General features: G+C 60.8%; 14 protein-coding genes. 10 read left to right on the top strand and 4 right to left on the bottom strand.

Translation table 11 applies throughout. From position 1 onward, the window contains the following. Positions 1-34: 34 nt before the first annotated feature. Positions 35-4,825, bottom strand: a complete 4,791-nt coding sequence (locus ABD937_RS08460) for a PKD domain-containing protein (RefSeq protein WP_345255063.1) — start codon at positions 4,823-4,825, stop codon at positions 35-37. Positions 4,826-5,164: 339 nt separating this feature from the next. Here ABD937_RS08460 and ahcY point away from each other — a divergent pair, with 339 nt between their 5' ends. Then, entirely contained in the window at positions 5,165-6,484 is a 1,320-nt protein-coding gene (ahcY, locus tag ABD937_RS08455; protein WP_425185808.1) for an adenosylhomocysteinase, read from the top strand. A gap of 296 nt (positions 6,485-6,780) precedes the next feature. On the opposite strand, the gene ABD937_RS08450 is transcribed toward ahcY, so the two are convergent. Next, entirely contained in the window at positions 6,781-8,520 is a 1,740-nt protein-coding gene (locus ABD937_RS08450) for a hypothetical protein (protein WP_345255059.1), read from the bottom strand. 277 nt (positions 8,521-8,797) lie between these two features. Between ABD937_RS08450 and ABD937_RS08445 the strand changes: the two genes are divergently transcribed. The 7 genes from ABD937_RS08445 (at position 8,798) to ABD937_RS08415 (ending at position 18,634) form a co-directional block, all read left to right on the top strand. Continuing rightward, positions 8,798-13,930, top strand: a complete 5,133-nt coding sequence (locus ABD937_RS08445; protein ID WP_345255057.1) for an Ig-like domain-containing protein — start codon at positions 8,798-8,800, stop codon at positions 13,928-13,930. Between the two features lie 179 nt (positions 13,931-14,109). Continuing rightward, positions 14,110-14,238 (top strand): hypothetical protein, encoded by a 129-nt coding sequence (locus ABD937_RS08440; protein WP_345255055.1) that lies wholly within the window; start codon positions 14,110-14,112, stop codon positions 14,236-14,238. An 82-nt stretch (positions 14,239-14,320) separates the two neighbouring features. Further along, on the top strand, positions 14,321-15,073 hold the full coding sequence (locus tag ABD937_RS08435; RefSeq protein WP_345255053.1) for a nucleotidyltransferase: 753 nt from the start codon (positions 14,321-14,323) through the stop codon (positions 15,071-15,073). A gap of 2 nt (positions 15,074-15,075) precedes the next feature. Continuing rightward, positions 15,076-15,810, top strand: coding sequence for a metallophosphoesterase family protein (locus ABD937_RS08430; protein ID WP_345255052.1), 735 nt, complete (start codon positions 15,076-15,078; stop codon positions 15,808-15,810). Positions 15,811-15,927: 117 nt separating this feature from the next. Further along, positions 15,928-16,167 carry a hypothetical protein gene (locus tag ABD937_RS08425; protein ID WP_345255050.1) on the top strand — a complete coding sequence of 80 codons (240 nt, stop codon included), beginning with the start codon at positions 15,928-15,930 and terminating at the stop codon, positions 16,165-16,167. An 88-nt stretch (positions 16,168-16,255) separates the two neighbouring features. Further along, entirely contained in the window at positions 16,256-17,683 is a 1,428-nt protein-coding gene (locus tag ABD937_RS08420; RefSeq protein ID WP_345255048.1) for an MBL fold metallo-hydrolase RNA specificity domain-containing protein, read from the top strand. 6 nt (positions 17,684-17,689) lie between these two features. Beyond that, complete coding sequence (locus tag ABD937_RS08415) at positions 17,690-18,634, top strand: NAD(P)/FAD-dependent oxidoreductase (RefSeq protein WP_345255046.1); 945 nt, start codon at positions 17,690-17,692, stop codon at positions 18,632-18,634. Positions 18,635-18,800: 166 nt separating this feature from the next. Here ABD937_RS08415 and ABD937_RS08410 read toward each other — a convergent pair whose 3' ends face one another. Further along, entirely contained in the window at positions 18,801-19,235 is a 435-nt protein-coding gene (locus tag ABD937_RS08410) for an ASCH domain-containing protein (RefSeq protein WP_345255044.1), read from the bottom strand. Further along, on the bottom strand, positions 19,232-19,696 hold the full coding sequence (locus ABD937_RS08405) for a DUF4268 domain-containing protein (protein WP_345255042.1): 465 nt from the start codon (positions 19,694-19,696) through the stop codon (positions 19,232-19,234). The genes ABD937_RS08410 and ABD937_RS08405 overlap by 4 nt, the downstream gene beginning before the upstream one ends. Before the next feature lie 172 nt (positions 19,697-19,868). Here ABD937_RS08405 and ABD937_RS08400 point away from each other — a divergent pair, with 172 nt between their 5' ends. Further along, positions 19,869-20,009, top strand: coding sequence for a hypothetical protein (locus ABD937_RS08400; protein WP_345255040.1), 141 nt, complete (start codon positions 19,869-19,871; stop codon positions 20,007-20,009). A gap of 99 nt (positions 20,010-20,108) precedes the next feature. After that, a complete protein-coding gene (locus tag ABD937_RS08395) occupies positions 20,109-20,630 on the top strand; it encodes a GNAT family N-acetyltransferase (protein WP_345255038.1) in 522 nt (173 codons plus the stop codon). Positions 20,631-20,765 lie beyond the last annotated feature (135 nt).

The raw sequence follows: 20,765 nt of genomic DNA, 5'->3' as shown, positions 1-20,765 counted from the left end.
CGCCCGTTTCGCCCCTCCTTTCTTACCACGCGCGTCATTGCAGCAGGGTCAGGTCGCCTTTTACCGGCAGTACCTGGCTGTTGCTGCAGATGACCTCGCAGGTATAGATATACACATCGGACGCTGCCCTCCTACCCTTGTAGGTACCGTCCCACCCGAACAGCGGGTCGTTGGCCTTGAACTCCGCGCGCTCATAGACCAGCTCGCCCCAGCGGTTGAAGATCCGCAGGGAGCGGATGCCGGTGATACCGGTTCCCCGTGGGTAAAAGCGGTCGTTCATCCCGTCGGCGTTCGGTGAGAAGGTATTTGGGAAGAACAGGTTGCCCCCGTCGCACAGCACCGTCACGTTCACCTCGTCCTGGCTCCGGCAGCCGCCGTCGTTGCGTACCTGGAGGCGGTAATGCGTCGTCTGCATCGCCGTCACTACCGGCGCAGGGCAGGTAGTGCAGCTCAGCTGGCCCGCGGGCGACCATTTCCAGGAGCTGATATCCGGTGATCCCTGGGCACGGAGCACCACCGTATCGCCGGCCTTCACGCTCCGGTCGGCACCGATATACACCTGCGGGATCGGGTACACGCGGATCGCGACCTCTGCGGAGTCGCGGAAGCAGCCAACGCTGTCGGTAGCGATCACCTTGTAGGTCGTGGTTGCTGAAGGAGCGGCGGTGGGTGCGGCGGCCTGCGGGTTGTCGAGGCCGGTGGCCGGCGACCATCGGTAGCGGTCGGCGCCGCCGGCTGCCAGCTGCACCCGCTCTCCTACGCAAAGGGTGTCGGCTACCGGCGGACGCAGCATCCGGAAGGGCTGCTGCACGCGGATCCGAACCGAGTCGGAGCCTTTGCAGCCGAAGGCGTCGGTGCCGGTCACGAAAAAGGTCGCATCTACGCGGGGCCGGGCCAGCGGTGTGCTGCAATCCGTACAGCTCAGCGAGGCATCGGGTATCCAGGAATAGGTAGAGGCGCCGGAAGCCTGGAGGCGCAGGGAGGAATCCCGACACAGCAGGCGGGTGCTGCCGGCGTCCACCAACGGGAGCGCCCGCACCAGAACGGAGCGCGTCACCGTGTCGCCGCAGCCGTTGCCGTGCTGCACCCGGAGGGTCACGGTATAGGTACCGGCCAGCGGGTACTGCTGTGGACCCGGCGCCTGCACGGTGTCGGTGCGTCCGTTGCCGAAATTCCAATGCCAGGAAAGGGTGCCGGGAGGCGCGCTTTGCGTGCCTCCGGAAAAGCCGAAGGTGGCGGGCACACAGGCCGCGTCGACGGGTACCCGCAAGGTAGCCACAGGCGAAGCGAGTACCGTAATGAGCAGGGTTCGGTCTTCGGCACTGCAGCCCCGCAGCGACGTGTTGCGCAGCACCACGCGGTAGGTGCCGGGACTGCGGTACTGGTGGCGGGGATGTCGCTCGGTGCTGCTGCTGCCATCGCCGAAATCCCACTGCCAGCCGGTTAGTATGTCGTTACTTACCGAAAGTCCGCGGAACTGCACGAACCCCGAGTCGCAGAACCGGAGACGGTCGGCCGCAACGGCAGGCAAGATCTCGTAGGTGCGTACCGTATCGGGGCCGGTCACCGGCACGGTGCAGCCCGTGGCGTCGATGAGGATGAGGCGCGGTGTAAAGCGCCCGCTGTCGGCAAACACATGCTGGAGTATGGAGTCACGCCCCGCCTTCAGATGGCCGTCGCCAAAGTCCCAGATCAGCGAGTCGCGGTTGCGGGTGCGGGCCACCAGGTTCACGGTGAGCGGTGCGCACCCACTGAGCGGGCTGTAGGAGATCGTTCCCGACGGGCCTTTCACGGTTACCGTGCGCAGCAGCGTGTCGGTGCAGCCGCCAGGGCCGGTTACGACGAGGCGTGGGCGAAAGGTGCCGGCCTCCGTGTAGAGGTGCGCGGGCTCTGCAAGCGTTGAGGTATTGCCGTTGCCGAAGTCCCACACCTGCGACAGAATGTCGGTGGAGTTGTTGCGGAACTGCACCTGCAACGGCGGGCAGGAGGCTGCCGAATCCGAAAGCGCGAAGCGGGCTACGGGACGGCTGATGCGGATGTATTGCGGGCGCACCAGGCTATCGGTGCAGCCCTGGGCGTCGGTGACCTGTAGTTTTACGGTATAGGTTCCGGTGTGGGCATAACGGTGCGTCGGGGCAGGCAACACCGAGGTGTGGCCATCGCCAAAGCTCCAGCGCATCGAGAGCGCCCCGCTGCCGGCGGAGGTGCTGCGGAAGGCTACCGGGCGGTCGGTGCAGGTAAGCGTGTCGGGCGAGTGAAAGGCCACTACCGGCGGCGCCGAAAGGCGCACTGCGGCAGGCCGCGTATAATAGCCGTAGCAGCCACCGGCATCGCGCACCCGGAGCGACACGCTGTAAGCGCCGCTATCGCGGAACACGTGCGTGATGGGGAGCGCCCCCGAAGAGTCGATGGTGCCGTCGCCAAAGTTCCAGGTCCACTGCTCGAGGGGATTCACCCCGTCGGGGATCGAGCCGTCGGCGAAGGCCACTGGCACGCCTCCGACCGTGAAGCAGGAGCGTTCAAGGCTTTGCGAAAAGATCACCTCGGGTCCCCGTACTTCTACAGGAAGCGAATAGGTGCTGGGGCAGTCGTATAGGTCGCGGATCGTCAGCGTCACGGTATAGTTGCCGGCGCGGGCGTATACGTGGCGGGCGGCGCCCGGTGTCGCGTCGACGTGTCCGTCGCCGAAATCCCAGCTCCACGAAGCAATGTTGGCCGCGTTGATCCCCTGCGCCGTCACCGCGTATTCGGCGCCTTTGCAGAGTGAAGAAGTGTTTGCCGTGAAGCGCGCCTTCTCGTCGATCACCACCACGGTCTTGACGCGGGTGTGATAGCAGGCCCCGTTGGTGACGCGGAGCACCACCACATAGGAGCCCGGACCAGGAAAGCGGTGTACCGGGTTGCGCTGCGTAGAGGTAGTACCGTCGCCGAAATCCCAGGCCCAGGTCTCGGCCACGGCCGAGCGGTCGCGGAATGATTTCGTCAGGCGGTCGTCGCAATGGTTGTCGATCACAAACCGGGCGATGGGCGGGCGCACAAAGATGATGCGCTCCTGGCGGACCGTGTCGCGGCAGCCGCCATTGGCCACCACCAGCTGCACCGACATCCAGCCGATGTTCTGGTACTCGTGCAGCGGGTGCTGCTGGGTGCCCCCGTCGCCGTCGCCGAAGGTCCAGAAATAAGTAGTGTTCGCATTGGTTCCGGTGCTCGTGTTGGTGAACTGCACGGCTTGCATGGCGCAAACGTCGGCGGGGTTGAACGTAAAGCCGGCCGTCGGCTTATGGTCGGCGCGCACGGCAGCCGGGAGGCGGAGCGTTTCGGTGCAGCCGCTCGCCGTGGCCACGGTAAGGGTGACGTCGTATACGCCGGCAACCGTATAGGTATGTGCTGGGGAAGCGCTAGTAGACGTGGTACCGTCGCCGAAGTTCCAGAGGTAGCTGACCACCGGGTCGGGGCTCTCGATGGTGGCTACCGGCGCTACCGAAAGGGGAAGACAGTTTGCCAGGCCAAGTCCCGCAATGCTGATGACCGGCTTACTGATTTTGATATACCCGGTCCGCAGCAGGGTGTCGGAGCAGCCCTCGGCATTGGTTACGATGAGGCGCACATCATAGGCGCCGGGAGCCGTGTATGTATGCTGCGGGGCGGCAAGCGTGGAGGTGGTGCCGTCGCCGAACTCCCAGGCATAGGCGACCGCGCCGGCGGAGGTGTTGGCGAAAGAGGCCGTAAAGGGCTGCAGGCACGATGCGGTGACCGGCGCCGAGAAAGCCGCTACCGGCCGCGGCAGCACGGTAACGACCTGCGTGGACGAGTCGGCACAACCCGAAAATACGTTGACCAGCTTCACCGTATAAATACCGGGCGCCGTGAACACCTTCACCGGGCTCACGTCCGTGGAGGTGCTGCCGTCGCCAAAACTCCAAAGCTGGGTGCTCGCTGCCGGCGCCGTGTTGTTGATGAACGCCAGCGGCGTGTTCACACAGGCGCTTGCGGGGGCTGTAAACTGCGACGAAAAGCCCACGTTTACGAGGCCTGCCTTCAGCACCGTGTCGCGGCACCCATTGGCGCTGGTAACGATCAGCGAAACCGAAAAACTACCGGTGCTGTTATAGCTGTGTACCGGATTCCGTTCCGTAGAAGTGCTGCCGTCGCCGAAGCTCCAGAGGTAGCTGTGCCCGTTGCCCGGGGTACCGTTGGTGAAGTGCACGGCATGCGGCGCCGCGCAGGATGCAGGGTTGGAATAGGTAAAGGCTGCTTCCGGACGTGGAGAAACGCGGATCAGCTGAGGCTTGCTTACGGTGCGGCTGCAACCCGCGCTGTTGGTTACTTTGAGCGACACCGTATACGTACCTGCGTTGGCATAGGTATGTGCCGGGTTGACGGTCGTGGACGTATGGCCGTCGCCGAAATCCCAGGTGCGTGTGATGATCGAACTGTCGCTTGTGCTCTCGTCGCGGAACGTGGTCGTAAACGGGGCGCACCCTGCCGAATCCGATGCGCTCAGGGCGGCTACGGGCAGGCCCACCACGGTGATATAGGCTGTTTTGGTGACCGAGTCGGCGCCGGAAGCATTCCGGATCCGCAGTCGAACGGTATAGGTACCGGGGTTGAAATAGGTGGTGGAAGGGTGCTGCTGGGTGGAAACCGTTCCGTTGCCCAGGTCCCAGCTCCACTGCGTCGGACTGCCGGTGCTGGCATCGGTAAAGCGAACCACAAGGGGGGCGCAGCCGCTTCGCGTGGATGCAGTCAGCTCAGCCGTAAGTGCGGTCGTGCGGCCTGTTTTGACCTGTTGAGCGCCGGCAGTGCCGGCAAGTAAGAGCAGCAAGCCGACAAGAAGAGCCTGTCGGGCCGTTGGTTTAGGGTGTCGGGATGGGTTGGTTTTCATAAGGCGAACGCTCCCTTTGCTACGGCCGTGCTGGTAGGTGCTTTCCGGTAGCAGGCCCCTAAGTGTAGGTGCTTACCGTCCGGAATCCTTGCCCACAGCGGCTTTCAGCGCATCGAAGCGAATGTGAAGATACCGGGTCCGGGGTCGGTTTGGGGCCGGATTCCGGCGGGTACGTCAAAAAGGCAGACGAACGGCAGGAAAATGGGCGACAGCGCTACAGCAGCGGTGCAGCGGGGATTCCTTACCTTTGCGCCTCAAATCCAGAAATAAATGAGTACGATGACCCGTTCCAACATCAACTTTAGCCTTCCCTACAAGGTGAAGGACATGAGCCTGGCCGAGTGGGGCCGCAAGGAAATCCGCCTCGCCGAGGCTGAGATGCCCGGCCTGATGGCCATCCGCGCCGAATACGGCCCGAGCCAGCCGCTCAAGGGTGCCCGCATCGCCGGCTGCCTGCACATGACGATCCAGACCGCCGTGCTCATCGAGACGCTGGTGGCCCTGGGCGCTGAAGTGAAGTGGAGCTCCTGCAATATCTTTTCGACCCAGGACCATGCCGCCGCTGCCATCGCCGCCGCCGGCATCGGTGTCTTCGCCTGGAAAGGCCAGACCCTCGAAGAGGCCGACTGGTGCATCGAGCAGACCCTCTTCTTCGGCTCCGCCGAGAAGCCCCTCAACATGATCCTCGACGACGGCGGTGACCTCACCAACATCGTACTCGACAAATACCCCGAGCTGGTGCAGCACGTGAAAGGCATTTCGGAAGAAACCACCACGGGTGTACACCGCCTCTACGAGCGCATGGCCAAGGGCACGCTCCCCGTTCCCTGCATCAATGTGAACGACTCGGTGACCAAATCCAAGTTCGACAACAAGTACGGCTGTAAGGAATCCCTCGTGGACGCCATCCGCCGCGCTACGGACGTGATGATGGCCGGTAAGGTGGCTGTTGTGGGCGGCTACGGCGACGTGGGCAAAGGCTCCGCTGCTTCCCTGCAGGGCGCCGGCTGCCGCGTGATCGTGACCGAGATCGACCCCATCTGCGCCCTCCAGGCCGCCATGGACGGTTTCGAGGTGAAAAAGATGGAGCACGCCGTTGCCGAAGCCGACATCGTGGTGACCGCCTCCGGCTGCCGCGACCTCATCACCGAGAAGCATTTCCGCAAGATGAAGGACAAAGCCATCGTCTGCAACATCGGCCACTTCGATATCGAGATCGATATGGCCTGGCTGAATACCGCTTATGGTCATACGAAAGATACCATCAAGCCGCAGGTAGATATCTACAACGTGGACGGCAAGGACATCATCGTACTCGCTGAAGGCCGCCTGGTGAACCTTGGTTGCGCTACCGGTCACCCCTCGTTCGTGATGTCGAACTCCTTCTCCAACCAGACGCTCGCCCAGATCGAGCTGTGGGTGAACGGCGACAACTACGAGAACAAGGTATACGTGCTGCCGAAGCACCTCGACGAGAAGGTGGCCCGCCTGCACCTTTCCAAGATCGGCGTGGAGCTCGACGAGCTGACGACCGAGCAGGCCGAGTACCTCGGGATTACGAAGGAAGGTCCGTTCAAGCCGGAGCTGTACCGCTACTAATTCAAAAGTCAAGTCAACATTTAAAAGCCCCGACGGTACCGTCGGGGCTTTTTTTTTAGAAAAAACGGTCTCCCGCTGCCAGGAAGCTGTTTGTATCCATATACGTTTCTGCATTCTCCGAATTGATAGGCCGCAGGCGGCGCTACCGAAGCTTCAAGAGACGCGACGGCGCGACGATGAAATGCATGGAAGAATTTTCAGCACGTAGCTACTTCGCTGCGCCGCCACCCGCTGCGTCGCCGCGTGAAATAGGCCGCTTGCGGCCAGGCCGGTCCATTGATCAAATCAGGCTGTCGCTAAATCCTTTCAATCAATTCCTCCAGTTGTTCGGAGTCGCTGACGTTGAGTTTTTTGCGCAGGCGGAAGCTGACGTTCCGCAGCGCTTCCGGGCCAACGCCCAGGATGGCCGCCATTTCCTTAGGCGTCAGTTTCAGCTTCCGGAGCAGGATGTACCGGGTTTCCGCCTGGGTCAGGTTCGCGTGGGCATGCGTCAGCTTGACCAGAAAACCGGGATATACCGCCTCGAACTTTATCTTGAAGCCGGCCCAGTCGTCGTCGGTAAGAATGACCGAACTACGGATCTCCTCCAGCCGCTTCAGGTGCGCATCCGGAACGGGAAGGTCACCAGCCCGGAGCGCGTCGATCTCAGTCTGCACCAGCCCAATCAATTCCTCTTTTTCCTCCACCAGCCGCGCCTGCGTTTTAAGGTCCGAGAGGGCGCTGTTCAATTTTTCTTCGGCCAGCTTTCTGGTGTGTTCGAGCTCCTCCCGCCGGATGCGATACCGCAGCTTCTGCCGCTTGACGATCAGGATGAGGAGCATGACCACGAGCAAACCGACCGCAATCACCGACCACAGGCGCAGCGTTGCCTGCCGCGCACGCTGTTCGGCGACCTCGGAAGCCAATGCCTGGTGCCGCACTGCCATCCTTGCTTCGGCAAGATCCTTTTTGTCGCGGGAGAACACCCGCTCCTGCCTCGATTCGTACAACTGCGCGGAATCAGCAAAACGTGTGTACCCTTGCTTGTCGTTGCGCAGGAGACTCAGTTGCGACTGCAGGCTGAAATACCCGATGAACGCGGGAAACGGGTTCATCAGCGGGTTGGTTTCGGTTTGGCGGTAGATGGCGCTCTTGGCCAGTTGCAACAGGGAATCTGTCTTCGAAACCTGACCCGTTTTCAGGTAGCAGTCCGCGAGCGCCACGGACAGCATCGCCACATTGTCCCACAGCTTGTTTTCGACGCAAAGCGTCAATCCACGCTCCAGAAACGGAACGGCCTCGTCCCAATGATTGCGCCAGTAGGGAAGCATTCCGAGGTAGCCCGACGCTATCCCGAGCCATACCTTATTCCGGGTAGCTTCCGCGAGCTGGTAATTGATCTGAAGATAGCGCGCCGATGAATCGTGCTGGCCGGTTTTTGCGAACGCCACACCGGCGAGGTTGGAGCTTGCCTTCGGAAACCATTCCGCGAGGATCTGGAATTGCCCGTTGGCGTTCAGGTGATAGGCACGGCTGGCCCACAGAGCGGCCGACTCAAAGTCGTTGAAACAGTAGTAATCGCACGCAATGCGGTAGAGGCACCAGCTTTGGTCGTAAAAACGGCCGGTTGGGTCGGTGCTCAGCTCATCGAGGCAGTACAGCTTGTTCTCAAAGGCGAGCACCGGGTTAAACCGGATGTTGGCTGCCTCCCCCAGCGTATAGAAAAGATCGGCGCGCAATACATGATTGCCGGTAGCGCCCAACTCCCTGAACACGCTGTCTGTGAGCTGTTTTACCGCCGTGTAGCCGTCCTTTCTCGCGTCCGGGAACCCGGTCTGGTGCAGCCGCACCTTGTAGTTTAAATAGATCTTGTCTTCGCGGGTGCCTTTTGCTTCGAGGTAGCGTTGCACCCGGTTGAATTCCGGCGACCCGATGCCGACGTGATCTAAGTAGATCGACAGCCGGCCGGTGCGTTGCCATCCGTCCAGCTTCATGAGTGAGTCCAGGTTCAACTGCGCCGCAGCCTGGCGACAGAATGTCAGCATCAGGAGCAGCATATAAAGGAGTATCGCTCTGGTGGTCGGATGAAGCCGGGGCACGGAATAAGTGTGGTTTTAGCTAGTTCAAAAGAACGCAATCGCGCGGAAACCGCCGAAGAAAACTTGGGTATGAAAGCGAAAAACGCCCTCTAACGTTTTTCAAACGCCCCTGTTTACCCACTTTACCCTGATCACTGTTTCTTCGGTGTGCTTTGGCGCAACGATCTCTTAACCCTTATCAAGACACATGAGAGCTTTTTTCCTCCGCTTCCCGACTTTGTTGACAACCGCCTTATTGTCAGTTTTATGCGGATTTTCGGCGTCCGCCCAAACCGGTAGCAACCTGATCTTCGATGGCAACGACTACCTGAGTGCGGGCGCCCGCACCGCCTTCGATTTTACCACCGGAACCGTTGAGCTTTGGGTAAAGCCAGCGGCGTCCGGTAACAACCGGGCGCTGGTGTCGAACCGAACGGCAGCCAATGGCACTCAAACGCGGTGGAGCCTGCACCTCAACCAGGGAGGCGGAACCGTAGGTATTTACAACGGATCCGCCTTCACGACCCTTTCGGTGGGCGCCATTACGGCCAACACCTGGTACCGCTTCACATTTGTCCTTACCACATCAAGTGTGACGGTTTACCGGAATGGAACATTGGCGGGTACGATCAACAGCGGCCTCAATGCCGCCTCCACCGGAAACCCCTTACTGATCGGCGCATCGGACCCGAACAATGCCTACCCGGGTGAATACTGGCTGGGAAGCATCGACGAGGTGCGTATCTGGAACGTGGCGCGCACCGCCACCGAGATCAGCAATTCCGCTTGCCCGATCGTGGGCAGCGCCACCGGCCTGATCGCCTATTACCGGCTCGACCAGGGCACGGCGGGCGGAGCCAACAGCGCCATCACCACGGCAACGGATGCGTCGGCCAGCGGGTTCCATGCCACCCTTGTCAATTTTGCCCTTACGGGCACTGCGTCCAACTGGGTCAGCGGAGCTGCCGTGGTTGCGCCACCGGAGGCCGCGGCTTCCCAAACCTTCTGCCCTGCCGCTACGCTTGCCAACGTCTCGGTGACCGGAACCTCGGTCAAGTGGTATGCTGCCTCCTCCGGCGGAAGCGCGCTCGCGGCTTCAACGGCGCTGGTGAACGGCACGACGTACTGGGCCTCCCAGACGGTGAGTTGCGAAAGCAGCCGCACGCCCGTGACCGTGAGCGTGGGCGCGCCCGCAGCACCGACGGCGGCAACGCAGGACTTCTGCGGATCCGCCACCGTCGCGAACCTTTCGGCGACCGGAACTTCCATCGCGTGGTATGCGGCGAGCTCGGGCGGAAGCGCACTTGCCTCCACAACATCCCTTTCGAGCAGCACGTACTATGCCTCGCAAACGAACGCCGCCGGTTGCGAAAGCGGTCGAACGGCCGTTACGGTCAACGTATACAGCCTTCCCTCCAACCCGAACGTACCAACTGCCCAGTCGTTTTGCGCCAACACCAACCCGACGGTGGCCAGCCTGACGGGTGTGTCGGGCGCGAAATGGTACGCGGCCGCCTCCGGTGGCAGCCCGCTGGCTACAACGACAGCCCTCACCAGCGGCACCTCCTATTACGCTTCCCAGACCAACGCGAATGGCTGCGAAGGGACGCTTCGCACGCAGGTCACCGTCACGATCAATGCCGTACCCCCCGCCCCGACGGCCGTTTCGCCCCAACAGTTTTGCGGAAACCCGCAATACATTTCCAGTCTTTCCGCAACCGGGAGCATTATCCAATGGTTCCCGTCGACATCGTCCACGACGCCATTCAGCCCTTCCAACACCCTCAACCACGGAAGCACCTACTATGCAGCCCAGACCGTGAACGGATGCCGCAGCACGGGTCGGGCGGCCGTAACGGTCTCGATCCGGGTCACCGCAGTACCGACAGGTAATTCGAGCCATTCTTTTTGTCAAGGCGCTACGATCGCCTCGATCCCGGTCACCGGCACCGACCTGCGTTTCTACAACGTTTCCGCCGGCGGGTCGGCACTCGCCACATCGACGGTGCTGGCTTCGGGCACGTATTACGTCACCCAAACCGTTGATGGGTGTGAAAGCGCGCGCAAGAGCCTTTCGATTACGATCAACGCCAACCCGGCCGCCCCGGCCGCAAGTCCGAACCAGGTCTTTTGCGGGTCGAATCATATGGTAGCGAACCTGGTGGCATCGGGGTACAACATTAGATGGTACACCACCGCCACCGGCGGAAGCGCCCTCGCCGGCAACACCGCCCTCAGCAATGGAACCTACTACGCCTCCCAAACCCCAGGCAGCTGTGAAAGCAGCACGCGGACGGCGGTAAACGTAGTGATCCAATCCTGGCCGGCCGCGCCGTACGCACCCGCGAACCAAACTTTTTGCCACCCCTCCACCGTAGCGGACCTGCAGGCTACGGGCGATAACCTGCAGTGGTTTTATGCGGCAGCGGACGTTAGCGCGTTGTCCCCCACCACGACCCTCAGCAGCCGGCAGTATTACGTGTCGCAGACCGTGAATGGCTGTGCAGGCCCGCGTACTCCCGTCACGGTAGTGGTCAATAATCCGGCTGGGCCCTCCGCATCGAATCAGACCTTTTGCGGAAGCGCTACCGTGGGCGACCTTGTTGCTACGGCGACCGGCACGGTCTCCTGGTATAGCTCCTATTCGGGCGGCAGTCCCTTGAGCGCCACCACACCGCTGCTGACCGGATCTAACTGGTACTTTGCGGCGCAAACCGTGAATGGCTGCACCAGCAGTAACCGTACAGGAGTCTGGGTGCACCTTTACAATCCGGCGGCACCCACCGCTTCTCCCACCCAGTCCTTCGTCAATCCGGCAACGGTCGCCGATCTGCAGGCCACCGGCTCCAATATCCGGTGGTATGCGGCGGCCTCCGGGGGCACCGCGCTGGCAAGCTCCGATGCGTTGACCAATGGCAGCACCTACTACGCTACCCAAACCACAAACTCGTGCGAAAGCGCGCGAACACCGGTTACTGTTAGCCTCAGCGCGCCGCCTTCTGCTGGCAGCGCCACGACACTCGACTTCAACGGCGTGGACAATTATATCAACTGCGGCGCCCGGCCCGAATTCGACTTCATGGCAGGAACGGTCGAGTGCTGGGTGAAGCCGGCGCCCTCCGGCGACAACAAAACACTGGTCGCCAACCGTACCGACGTCTCGCAAACGCGTTGGAGCCTGCACCTGAATCAGTCCGCCGGAACGGTGGGGCTCTGGAACGGCATCGACTTCCATACCCTGAGCGTCGGCGCCCTGGATCCGTCCACCTGGTACCGGGTCACCTTCGTTATGGATGGGGCGTCTACCGATGTTTTCCTGGATGGCGTCTTTAAGGGCACGCTGGGTATCGGACTGAACACTGCTTCCTCGGGCAACGCGGTGCTGATCGGCGCTGCCGACCAGATCAATGCGTATCCGAGCGAGTACTGGGCCGGGCAGGTGGACGAGGTACGGATCTGGAACCGAAAGCTCACCGATACGGAGATCAACAACACCCGGTGCGGGCTTTCGGGAACGGAAGCGGGCCTCGTAGCCAACTACCGGTTCGACCAAGGTATTCCGGGGGGTAACAATACGTCGGTGACCTCGCTGGCAGATGCCGGGCCCGCCGGTTTCAACGGAACGCTCATGAATTTCCTGCTGACCGGAACGAGCTCCAACTGGCTGGGCGGCTCCAGCCAGCTCACTGCGCCGGTGGCCGACACCACCATCACCAATTGCGTGAACACCAGCGTGCAGCTTACCCCGAGCGGCGCAAATCTCCAATGGTATACAAGCCCCAGCGGCGGCACTCCGTCACTCACGGCGCCGGTGGTGGACAGCTCCGTTGCGGGCACCACCACCTATTATGTAAGCCAATCGTTCAATGGCTGTGAAAGCCCCCGGGCGCGCTTCGACGTGGTGTTCACCGGCGGCCCCGCCCCTACTACGGCCGCGCAGACTTTCTGCGGCAACGGAACGGTAGGCGACCTTGCCGCCAGCGGCTCGTCGATCAAATGGTACGGCGCGGCTTCAGGAGGCACGGCCCTGCCGGCTACCGACGTTCTGAGCTCCGGCACCTATTATGCCACGCAAACGGTTTCCGGCTGCGAAAGCGCGCGCACCCCCACGACCGTAACCGTCGGCCCGGCGCTTTCGGCCCCTGCGGCAACGTCGCAAAATCTTTGTGAAGGATACAGCTTTTCGCACCTGTCGCCGGAGCCGTCGGCCACGACGCGCTGGTACGCCACCGCCAGCGGCGGGTCGGCCATCCCTGGCTCGCAAACAGTGGTTCCAGGAACGTACTACATCGCCACACACGACCCTGCTTCGGGATGTGAAAGTGCACGCACCCCCGTGGACATCACGCTCGGGTACCTTCCGCCAATAACCTTCGGTCTAAATGAAACCCAGTCGGTGAATGGCCCGACCGTATTCAGCAACAACTGCGGCGGCATCATCGCAGCCGTTGCACCTTCCGGATCGTCGCCCGTGAGTGCGAACGTGTCCGTAAGCGTGTGGCTGCAAGCGACCCAGCCCGACCAGTTTGTGCGCCGGCACTACGAGATCACGCCGGCCGTCAACCCGAACACCGCCACCGGCACCATCACCCTGTATTATACGCAGGAGGATTTCGACAGCTTCAATGCAGGTACCAGTCGCAAGCTGCCCATCGGCCCGTCGGACGCGGCCGGCATTGCCCGCCTGCTGATCGAAAAACGCAGCGGCACCAGTTCCGACGGGACCGGACTGCCCGCCACGTATAGCGGCACGATCATTACCATCGATCCGGACGACAACAACATCGTTTGGAACGCTTCGGCAGCGCGTTGGGAGGTGACCTTTCCCGTATCCGGCTTCAGCGGCTTTTTTGCAAAAACGGTCGGCACGCCACTGCCCGTGACCTGGCTCCAGGTTACGGCATCGCTGAACCGAAACAAGCAGGCCCAGATCGATTGGAAAGTGACCGAAAGCAACGTGCGCAACTATGTTGTGCAGCGCAGTCATTCGGGACGAGACTTCGCCGACATCCAGACCGTGAACGGATTGGGCGACGGCACGCACCAGTATCGCTTCACCGATCCGCAGCCGGTCCGGACGCAGACCTTCTATCGCATCCGCCAGCAAGACCGCGATGGCACGACCTCCTATTCTGCCACGCTCCGCTTGCGCAGCCTCGACGGAGGTCTATCCGAACTATACCCGAACCCGACTACCGGAAAGGTGTTGCTCCGGGTAAGCAACGACCTCGTTGGCACCGCAGCCGTGCTGACCGACCTTTCGGGCAAACAGGTCAAAGTGGTAGCGATCGACCGCAACGACACATGGCTGGACCTGGATAGCCTGACGCCGGGCGTGTTCGTACTCCAACTTGCCAACGGCGAGATGCGTAAACTGGTGAAGTTGTAGCAACGTTACCCGATCGCTGCACACCAGGAGTGGGTGCGCAGATTGTTGCTCCCTGAAAAACCCCGGCTCTCTGGCCGGGGTTTTTTGACCAGGTTCGGTTGTGCGGAAGGATGGCCACCCGGAGAAGCAGCACCGTACGAAGGTGGGATCAAGGACAACGTGCGTATCCTGCAGACCTGATGGCCCTGTTGGTTGGCCGCGGCGAATTGGTTGCTAGCTCCGTGCCGCCCGCATCCGGGCAACCCGGCCTCCAGGCCCTCAATTACGAACACAGCGCCGCTTTCAGCTCCGCCGACCCCAACCTCTAAAACCTCCAAAACCCTTAAAACCTCCAAAACCTTCTCTTTGGCACAGCGTTTTAAGCGATCTCCTCCTAAACAGGAGAACCACATGTCGATCGTAACCATGACGGAAGAGCAGCGGCAGGAGTCGCGGGCCTTTTACCGCGAAGCCCTGGAGTTATTGCACCAGACAGGGACCAATTTTATGCTGGGCGGCGCCTTCGCAATGTTTCACTACACAGGTATTTACCGCGACACGAAGGACCTCGACGTGTTCTGCAAGGCCTCCGAGGCCACCAAGATCATGAAGTTCTTTGGCGAGCGCGGGTACCGTGTTGAGAATTACGATGTGCGCTGGCTCGCAAAAGTGCACAAAGACCCCTACTTCATCGACCTCATCTTCGATACGGTGAACAATATCTGCCGGGTAGACGATACCTGGTACGAGCGCGCGCCCGAGACGATCTTCTGCGACGTGCAGGTGCGGATGATCCCCGCCGAGGAGCTCAGCTGGTGCAAGATGTACGTGCAGAACCGCGAGCGTTACGACGGGGCCGACATCAACCACATCTGGCTCAAGTGGGGCCGCAATATGGACTGGAAGCACGTGCTCTTCCGGATGGAGCAGCACTGGCACATCCTCCTGCAGCACATCATTTCCTTCCAGTTCTGCTATCCCTCGGAATTCCACGAAATCATCCCGCGCTGGCTCTTCGACGAGCTCATCCAGCGTGCAAAGGACCAGTACGATGTGCCGCCGCCGATGGAGAAAGTGTGCCGTGGGCCGGTCATCGACCAGACGCAGTACGCGGTTGACATCAAGGATTGGGATTATAAGGCGCTGACGATCAAAACGGTATAACTATGGAACAGAACGGACAAACGGTACGCGTGGCCGCCGTGGGCGACATCCACGTGCGCGAAGGCGACGCCGGAAAGTGGGGCGATTTTTTCAAGCAGGCCTCGCAGGAGGCCGATGTGCTCGCGATCGTGGGCGACCTTACCGATACGGGCGACGAAGGTGAGGCCGAGGTGCTTGCCAACGAGCTCAAGAGCTGCAGCATACCCGTGGTGGCGGTGCTCGGCAACCACGACTACGAAAAAGGCCGGCACAAGCTGATCCGGAGTATCCTGATGAAGGCGCATGTACACGTGCTCGACGGGGAAGGCGTCGTGATCAGGGGTGTGGGGTTCGCAGGCGTCAAGGGCTTCGGCGGCGGCTTCGACCGGCACCTGCTCTCCATGTTCGGTGAGGGGGCAATGAAGTCGTTTGTGCAGGAAGCGGTAGACGAGGCGCTGCACCTCGAGCGGGCGCTCTCGCGCCTGGAGCAGGACTACCAGGTAGAAAAGAAGATCGCCCTGATGCACTATGCCCCGATCAAGGAAACGGTGGTGGGCGAGCCGGAGCAGATCTTCCCCTTCCTCGGCTGCTCGCGGCTGGCAGAGCCGTTGAGCCGGCACCGCGTGGTGGCCGCGTTTCACGGTCATGCGCATGTGGGCACGCTCGAAGGACATACGCCCGACGGCATACCCGTATACAATGTGGCCAAGCCCATCCTCAACAAACAGGGCAAGCCCTTCTACATTTTGGAGGTATAGCGGGGCAGGCCCCCCAGTGTTCCAAAGAAAGGATAAAGCATGCTGAATATTTTATATATAAAGGCACGGTTTTCGTGATATGGATTGCGTTATTTATTGATCATTAAAACGTGCTATATGAAAAACAGCAATCAACAGCAGGGCAACCGCCCGATGGAGCAGGATTCGATGGGTATGGGTCGCCAGCAAGGACAGCAGGGACAACAGGATCAGAGCCTGCAGCAGGACGTTTCGAACAGCCGCTCGGGCAGCCAGCAGCAGCGTGGCAGCCAGCAGCAGTCCGGTGGCCTCAGCGAGCGCAGCCAGGGCAGCGGCAGCAGCCGTAGCAGCGAAAGCCTCGACCAGGAGGAATTGTAAGGCATAGCCGAACGATACGCAGAACGGGCACCCATGGGTGCCCGTTCTCTTTTGCGGCCGCGGTATGGAATTTGGCCTATAGCGGTATATGAAGATCACGTTTCATGGCGCAGCCGGCACCGTCACCGGCTCCAAGCACCGCGTAATCCTGAACGACGGGCGGCAGTTCCTCCTCGATTGCGGCATGTTCCAGGGCATGGGCCGCGATACCGACGACCTCAACCACAACTTCGGATTCAACCCCTCGGAGATCGAGGCTCTCATCCTCTCCCATGCGCATATCGACCATTCGGGGCTTATTCCGAAGCTGGTGAAGGACGGCTTCAGCGGGCCGATCTTCAGCACGCCGGCCACGCGCGACCTCACGGAGATCCTCCTTTACGACAGTGCCGAAATCCAGACCTACGAAGTAGAGTACATCAACAAGCGCCGCGCGAAGCGCGGACAGCCGCCTTACGAGCCGCTCTACACGTCGGAAGATGTGACAAAGACCATGGAGCTTTTTCTCACCTTCGAGTACGAGGAATGGTTTACCGTGGGCCGTGGCGTGAAGGCATTCTTCACTAACGCCGGCCACCTGATCGGCTCTGCGGCCGTAACGCTGCATGCCGACGAGGACGGACAGGTGACGCGGCTTCTGTTCAGCGGCGATATCGGGCGGCAGCGCTCCGTATTACTACCGCCCCCCGTGCCGGCGCCGCAGGCCGACCATATCATCCTTGAAAGCACCTACGGCAACAAGCACCACGACATCCGCTTCAACACCATCGAAACGCTGCAGGAGTGGATCAAGAAGATCTGCCTCGACAAAGGCGGCCAGCTGGTGATCCCGGCCTTCAGCGTTGGAAGAACACAGGAGGTGCTGTACGCACTCAACCAGCTGAGCCTCGAAAAGCGCTTGCCCGACCTCCCCTACTTCGTGGATAGCCCGCTGAGCCTTAAAGCCACGCAGACCATCAAGAAGTATAAAGACCAGTTCAACGAGCGGCTGCAACAGGTGCTGGCCATCGACGACGATCCCTTCGATTTCCCCGGGCTGCAGCACATCGAGTCGGTGAACGAAAGCCGAGAGCTCGTCAAGTTCAAGGAACCCTGCGTCATCATCTCCGCTTCGGGCACGGCCGATGCGGGCCGGGTGCGGCACCACATCAACAACATCCTCGCCGACGAAAAGAACGGCGTGCTCATGGTAGGCTATTGCGGCGTGCGTTCCCTCGGCGGGCAGCTGCTGGCCGGCGAGAAGGAAGTGGAGATCTTCTCCGACCCGCTGCCGGTAAAGGCCGATATCGGGCAGGTGCCCGGCATGAGCGCCCACGGCGACTGCGACGACCTCTGTCATTTTCTTTCGGCGCAAGACCCCGAGGCAGTGAGGTCCATCTTCCTCGTACACGGAGAGCCCGAAGTACAAAAAGCGTTCACCGGCCGACTCGAGCTCAAGGGATTCCGAAATATCGTCACACCCACGCAGCACCAGGAAGCCGACCTGACGGCTCCCGACACGGCTGCGGCAGCATAAATACACATGGAACTATTTGATTGCATCATCATCGGCGGCGGGCCCGCGGGCCTCAACGCAGCCGTGGTGCTGGGCCGCTGCCGCCGCAACGTGCTCGTCTTCGACACCGAGAAATACCGCAACCGCTGGTCGCACGGCATGCACAACTACCTCACGCGCGACCATGTGCCTCCTTCCGAATTCCTGCGGCTCTGCCAGCCCGAGCTGGAGAAATACGGGGTGCGCAAGCTGAATAAGATGATCGTACGCGCCACCCGCAACCACGACGACGTTTTTGAAGTGACCGACGCCGAAGGCACGATGTACTTCTCGAAAAAGCTGCTCGTGGCCACCGGCCTTCGCGACAATGTGCCGGAGCTCGAAGGCTTCCAGGAGATGTACGGAAAGTCGGTGTTTCACTGTCCGTATTGCGATGGCTGGGAAGTACAGGACAAGCGGCTCGCCGTATACGCGAAGGTCAAGGACGGCTCCGAGCTGGCGATGTCGCTCAAGACCTGGACCGATACCGTAACCTACTACACTGATGGCGCCCGCATCAAACCGGTGACGCGGGAATACCTGGAGGCGTGTGGCGTCACAGTGATTACGGAGCCGCTGGAGAAGCTCGTGGGCGAAGAAGGACAGATCCGCGCCGTGCGGATGCAGGACGGCACCGAGTACCCCTGCGATGCCCTCTTTTTCGTCAACGGCTTCACGCAGGCCTGCGACCTCGCCGAGGCTTTCGGGTGCAACGTGGGCCGTAAGGGCGCCGTCATCACCAACCGGCAGCAGCAGACCAACATCCCGGGACTTTACGTGGCGGGAGACGCTGCGCGCGATGTGCACTTCGTAGTGGTGGCCGCGGCCGAAGGCGCCAAGGCCGGTGTCCACATCAACAAGGAGTTGATCAGGGAAGGCATTGAAAAAGGCATGCGTACGTTGAAGGAAGACAAGGGAGAGATGGCAGCGTAATGTGCTAATGGGGTAATGTGCTAATGGGGTAATGGGGTGATGGGGTGATGGGGTGATGCGTTAAAGGTTCAGGAGGGTTCAGACGGGTCAAAAGGTTGATGCACCAGGCAGCCACGCGCCTCCCGGAACCCTCCTGAACTTTTCTGATTTTTTTTGAGCCCTCTTGCTACTCAAACGAGCCGTTGTATTCCCAGAGCCCCAACGTTCCCTTCACCGGGAGCCACGCGGGCAGTTCCCGCGCATCGGTAAGGTGCCAGGCAAAACGTCCCGGGGAATAGTCGTCGAACGCAAGCTCCTGCGGCCAGTGGATGTCGTCGAAGAGATGCTGGTGCTGGGGAACCAGCCATTCCGTTGAGTGGATGTCGACGAGTGTTACCTGCCCGATGAGCGCGCCGTAGGGCAGGTGCTCCATGTCCGGTACAAAACGCCCGAAATAAGGAGCCGATTCGAAGTAGAACTTTTCGCGCCGGGTGGGCTTGCGTGCCGATGCATGAATGAGCAGCGGGCCGCGGTGGGCGGTTTGCCAGCTGCGGCACTCGATGCGCTTTTGCCCCAGCACCACCAGGGTTGCCCAGGGCTGCAGCAGGCTGAGCACCTTCATGAGCGGAGGGCTTCAAAGAAATACTTCGATTCACTCCAGAAGGCATCGAGCGCGATGATTCGCGGCTTGAAGAAGGAAATAATCTCCGGCCAGTCGGGGCGCCGCAGCACCAACAGATCCTCCCGTACCGTATAAATACGAGCGCTCACCGCGCCCCACTCATCGTAATATTCCGGTTGCCAGGTCCACTCCTCCCCCAACGCGCTTTCGAGCGACGGCCGCAGCGCCGCGAACTGCTCGTAATAAAGCTGCCGCAGCCCGGCATCCTTATGCGACAGCACGATCCCGATCTGTACGTCGCGGTCGCCGGTCTCCATGCGGAAGGCGATGTCCTTCTCCCCGGTCTTGTAGTTGATCCAGTTGATCCGTTCGCCTTCTGCCGAGAGCACCGGCTGCACGTATTGGCCGAACGTGGTCCAGAAGGCCTGCCGCAGTTCTGACGCTTCCTTGCGCGTAAACATAGGGGTAAAATTAAGGCTGAGCCCTTATTGTGCGGGTCAACGGCTGCGCTTATCTTGGCACTGTTGCCCGACATCCACATTTATCCCGATTCAACCAATATCCACAGGGAAAACGAGCGGCTTTTCAATTGGCACGTTTTTCCTTTTTATTAACCTTATAAAAACCGATGTTATGAAAGATGTGATGAAGCGGATGAGTGAGGTAAACCGATCACACGAAGGGTTCAACCTGGGCACCATGATCGTAATGATCCTGTTGTTCCTCGCCTTCTGGGGTGTGAGCTTTTATATTCTCCTGAACAGCTACGCTTAAGTAACCCAACAACTTTTTCATACGCCCTCCCCGCGAGGGCTTTTTTGTGACCTCCTCCATTCACCGACGATCCCTATCTTCGAAAAAACCAGCGACCGCATGAGTGCCTCGATCACACTGGCAACAACCACGGATATCCCTTCGCTTCTCGCGCTTGTCAATGCCGCCTACCGGGGCGAAGCCGCCCGCGCGGGGTGGACACACGAGGCCGACCTGATCGAAGGCGCGCAGCGTACCGACGAGGCAGAACTGGCCGCTAAGATCGCCCATCCCGACGCGGTCATCCTCAAATACACCGATGCCGACGCCGGCCTCCAGGCCTGCGTATACCTCGAGAAGCGGGGCTCGGAGCTCTACCTCGGCATGCTCTCCGTAGACCCACGCCAGCAGGGCAGCGGCATCGGCAAGCGGCTGCTGGAATCGGCCGAAGTACACGCCCGCCGCGTGGGCTGCACATCAGTGGTCATGAGCGTCATCTCGGTGCGCACGGAGCTCATCGACTGGTATGCCCGCCAGGGCTATGTGCCCACCGGCGACACCGAGCCCTTCCCCGAGGAGGAGCGCTTCGGCAAGCCCCGCCAGCCGCTTCACTTCATCTGGCTGCGGAAGGAGATCAATTGAAGACAAAGGTTCAGGAGGGTTTAGAAGGGTTTAGATGCAGTAGTTAAGAGTTGATCTGACACTTGGGTATTTTTAAGTAACCACACTTTCAAACCCCAAAATGTCAGATCATGAACTCTGAGACAAAAGTAATCA

The sequence above is a fragment of the Flaviaestuariibacter amylovorans genome (assembly GCF_039541815.1).
Taxonomy (GTDB): Bacteria; Bacteroidota; Bacteroidia; order Chitinophagales; family Chitinophagaceae; genus Flavisolibacter; species Flavisolibacter amylovorans.
This window is presented reverse-complemented; position numbering and strand designations above follow the sequence as displayed.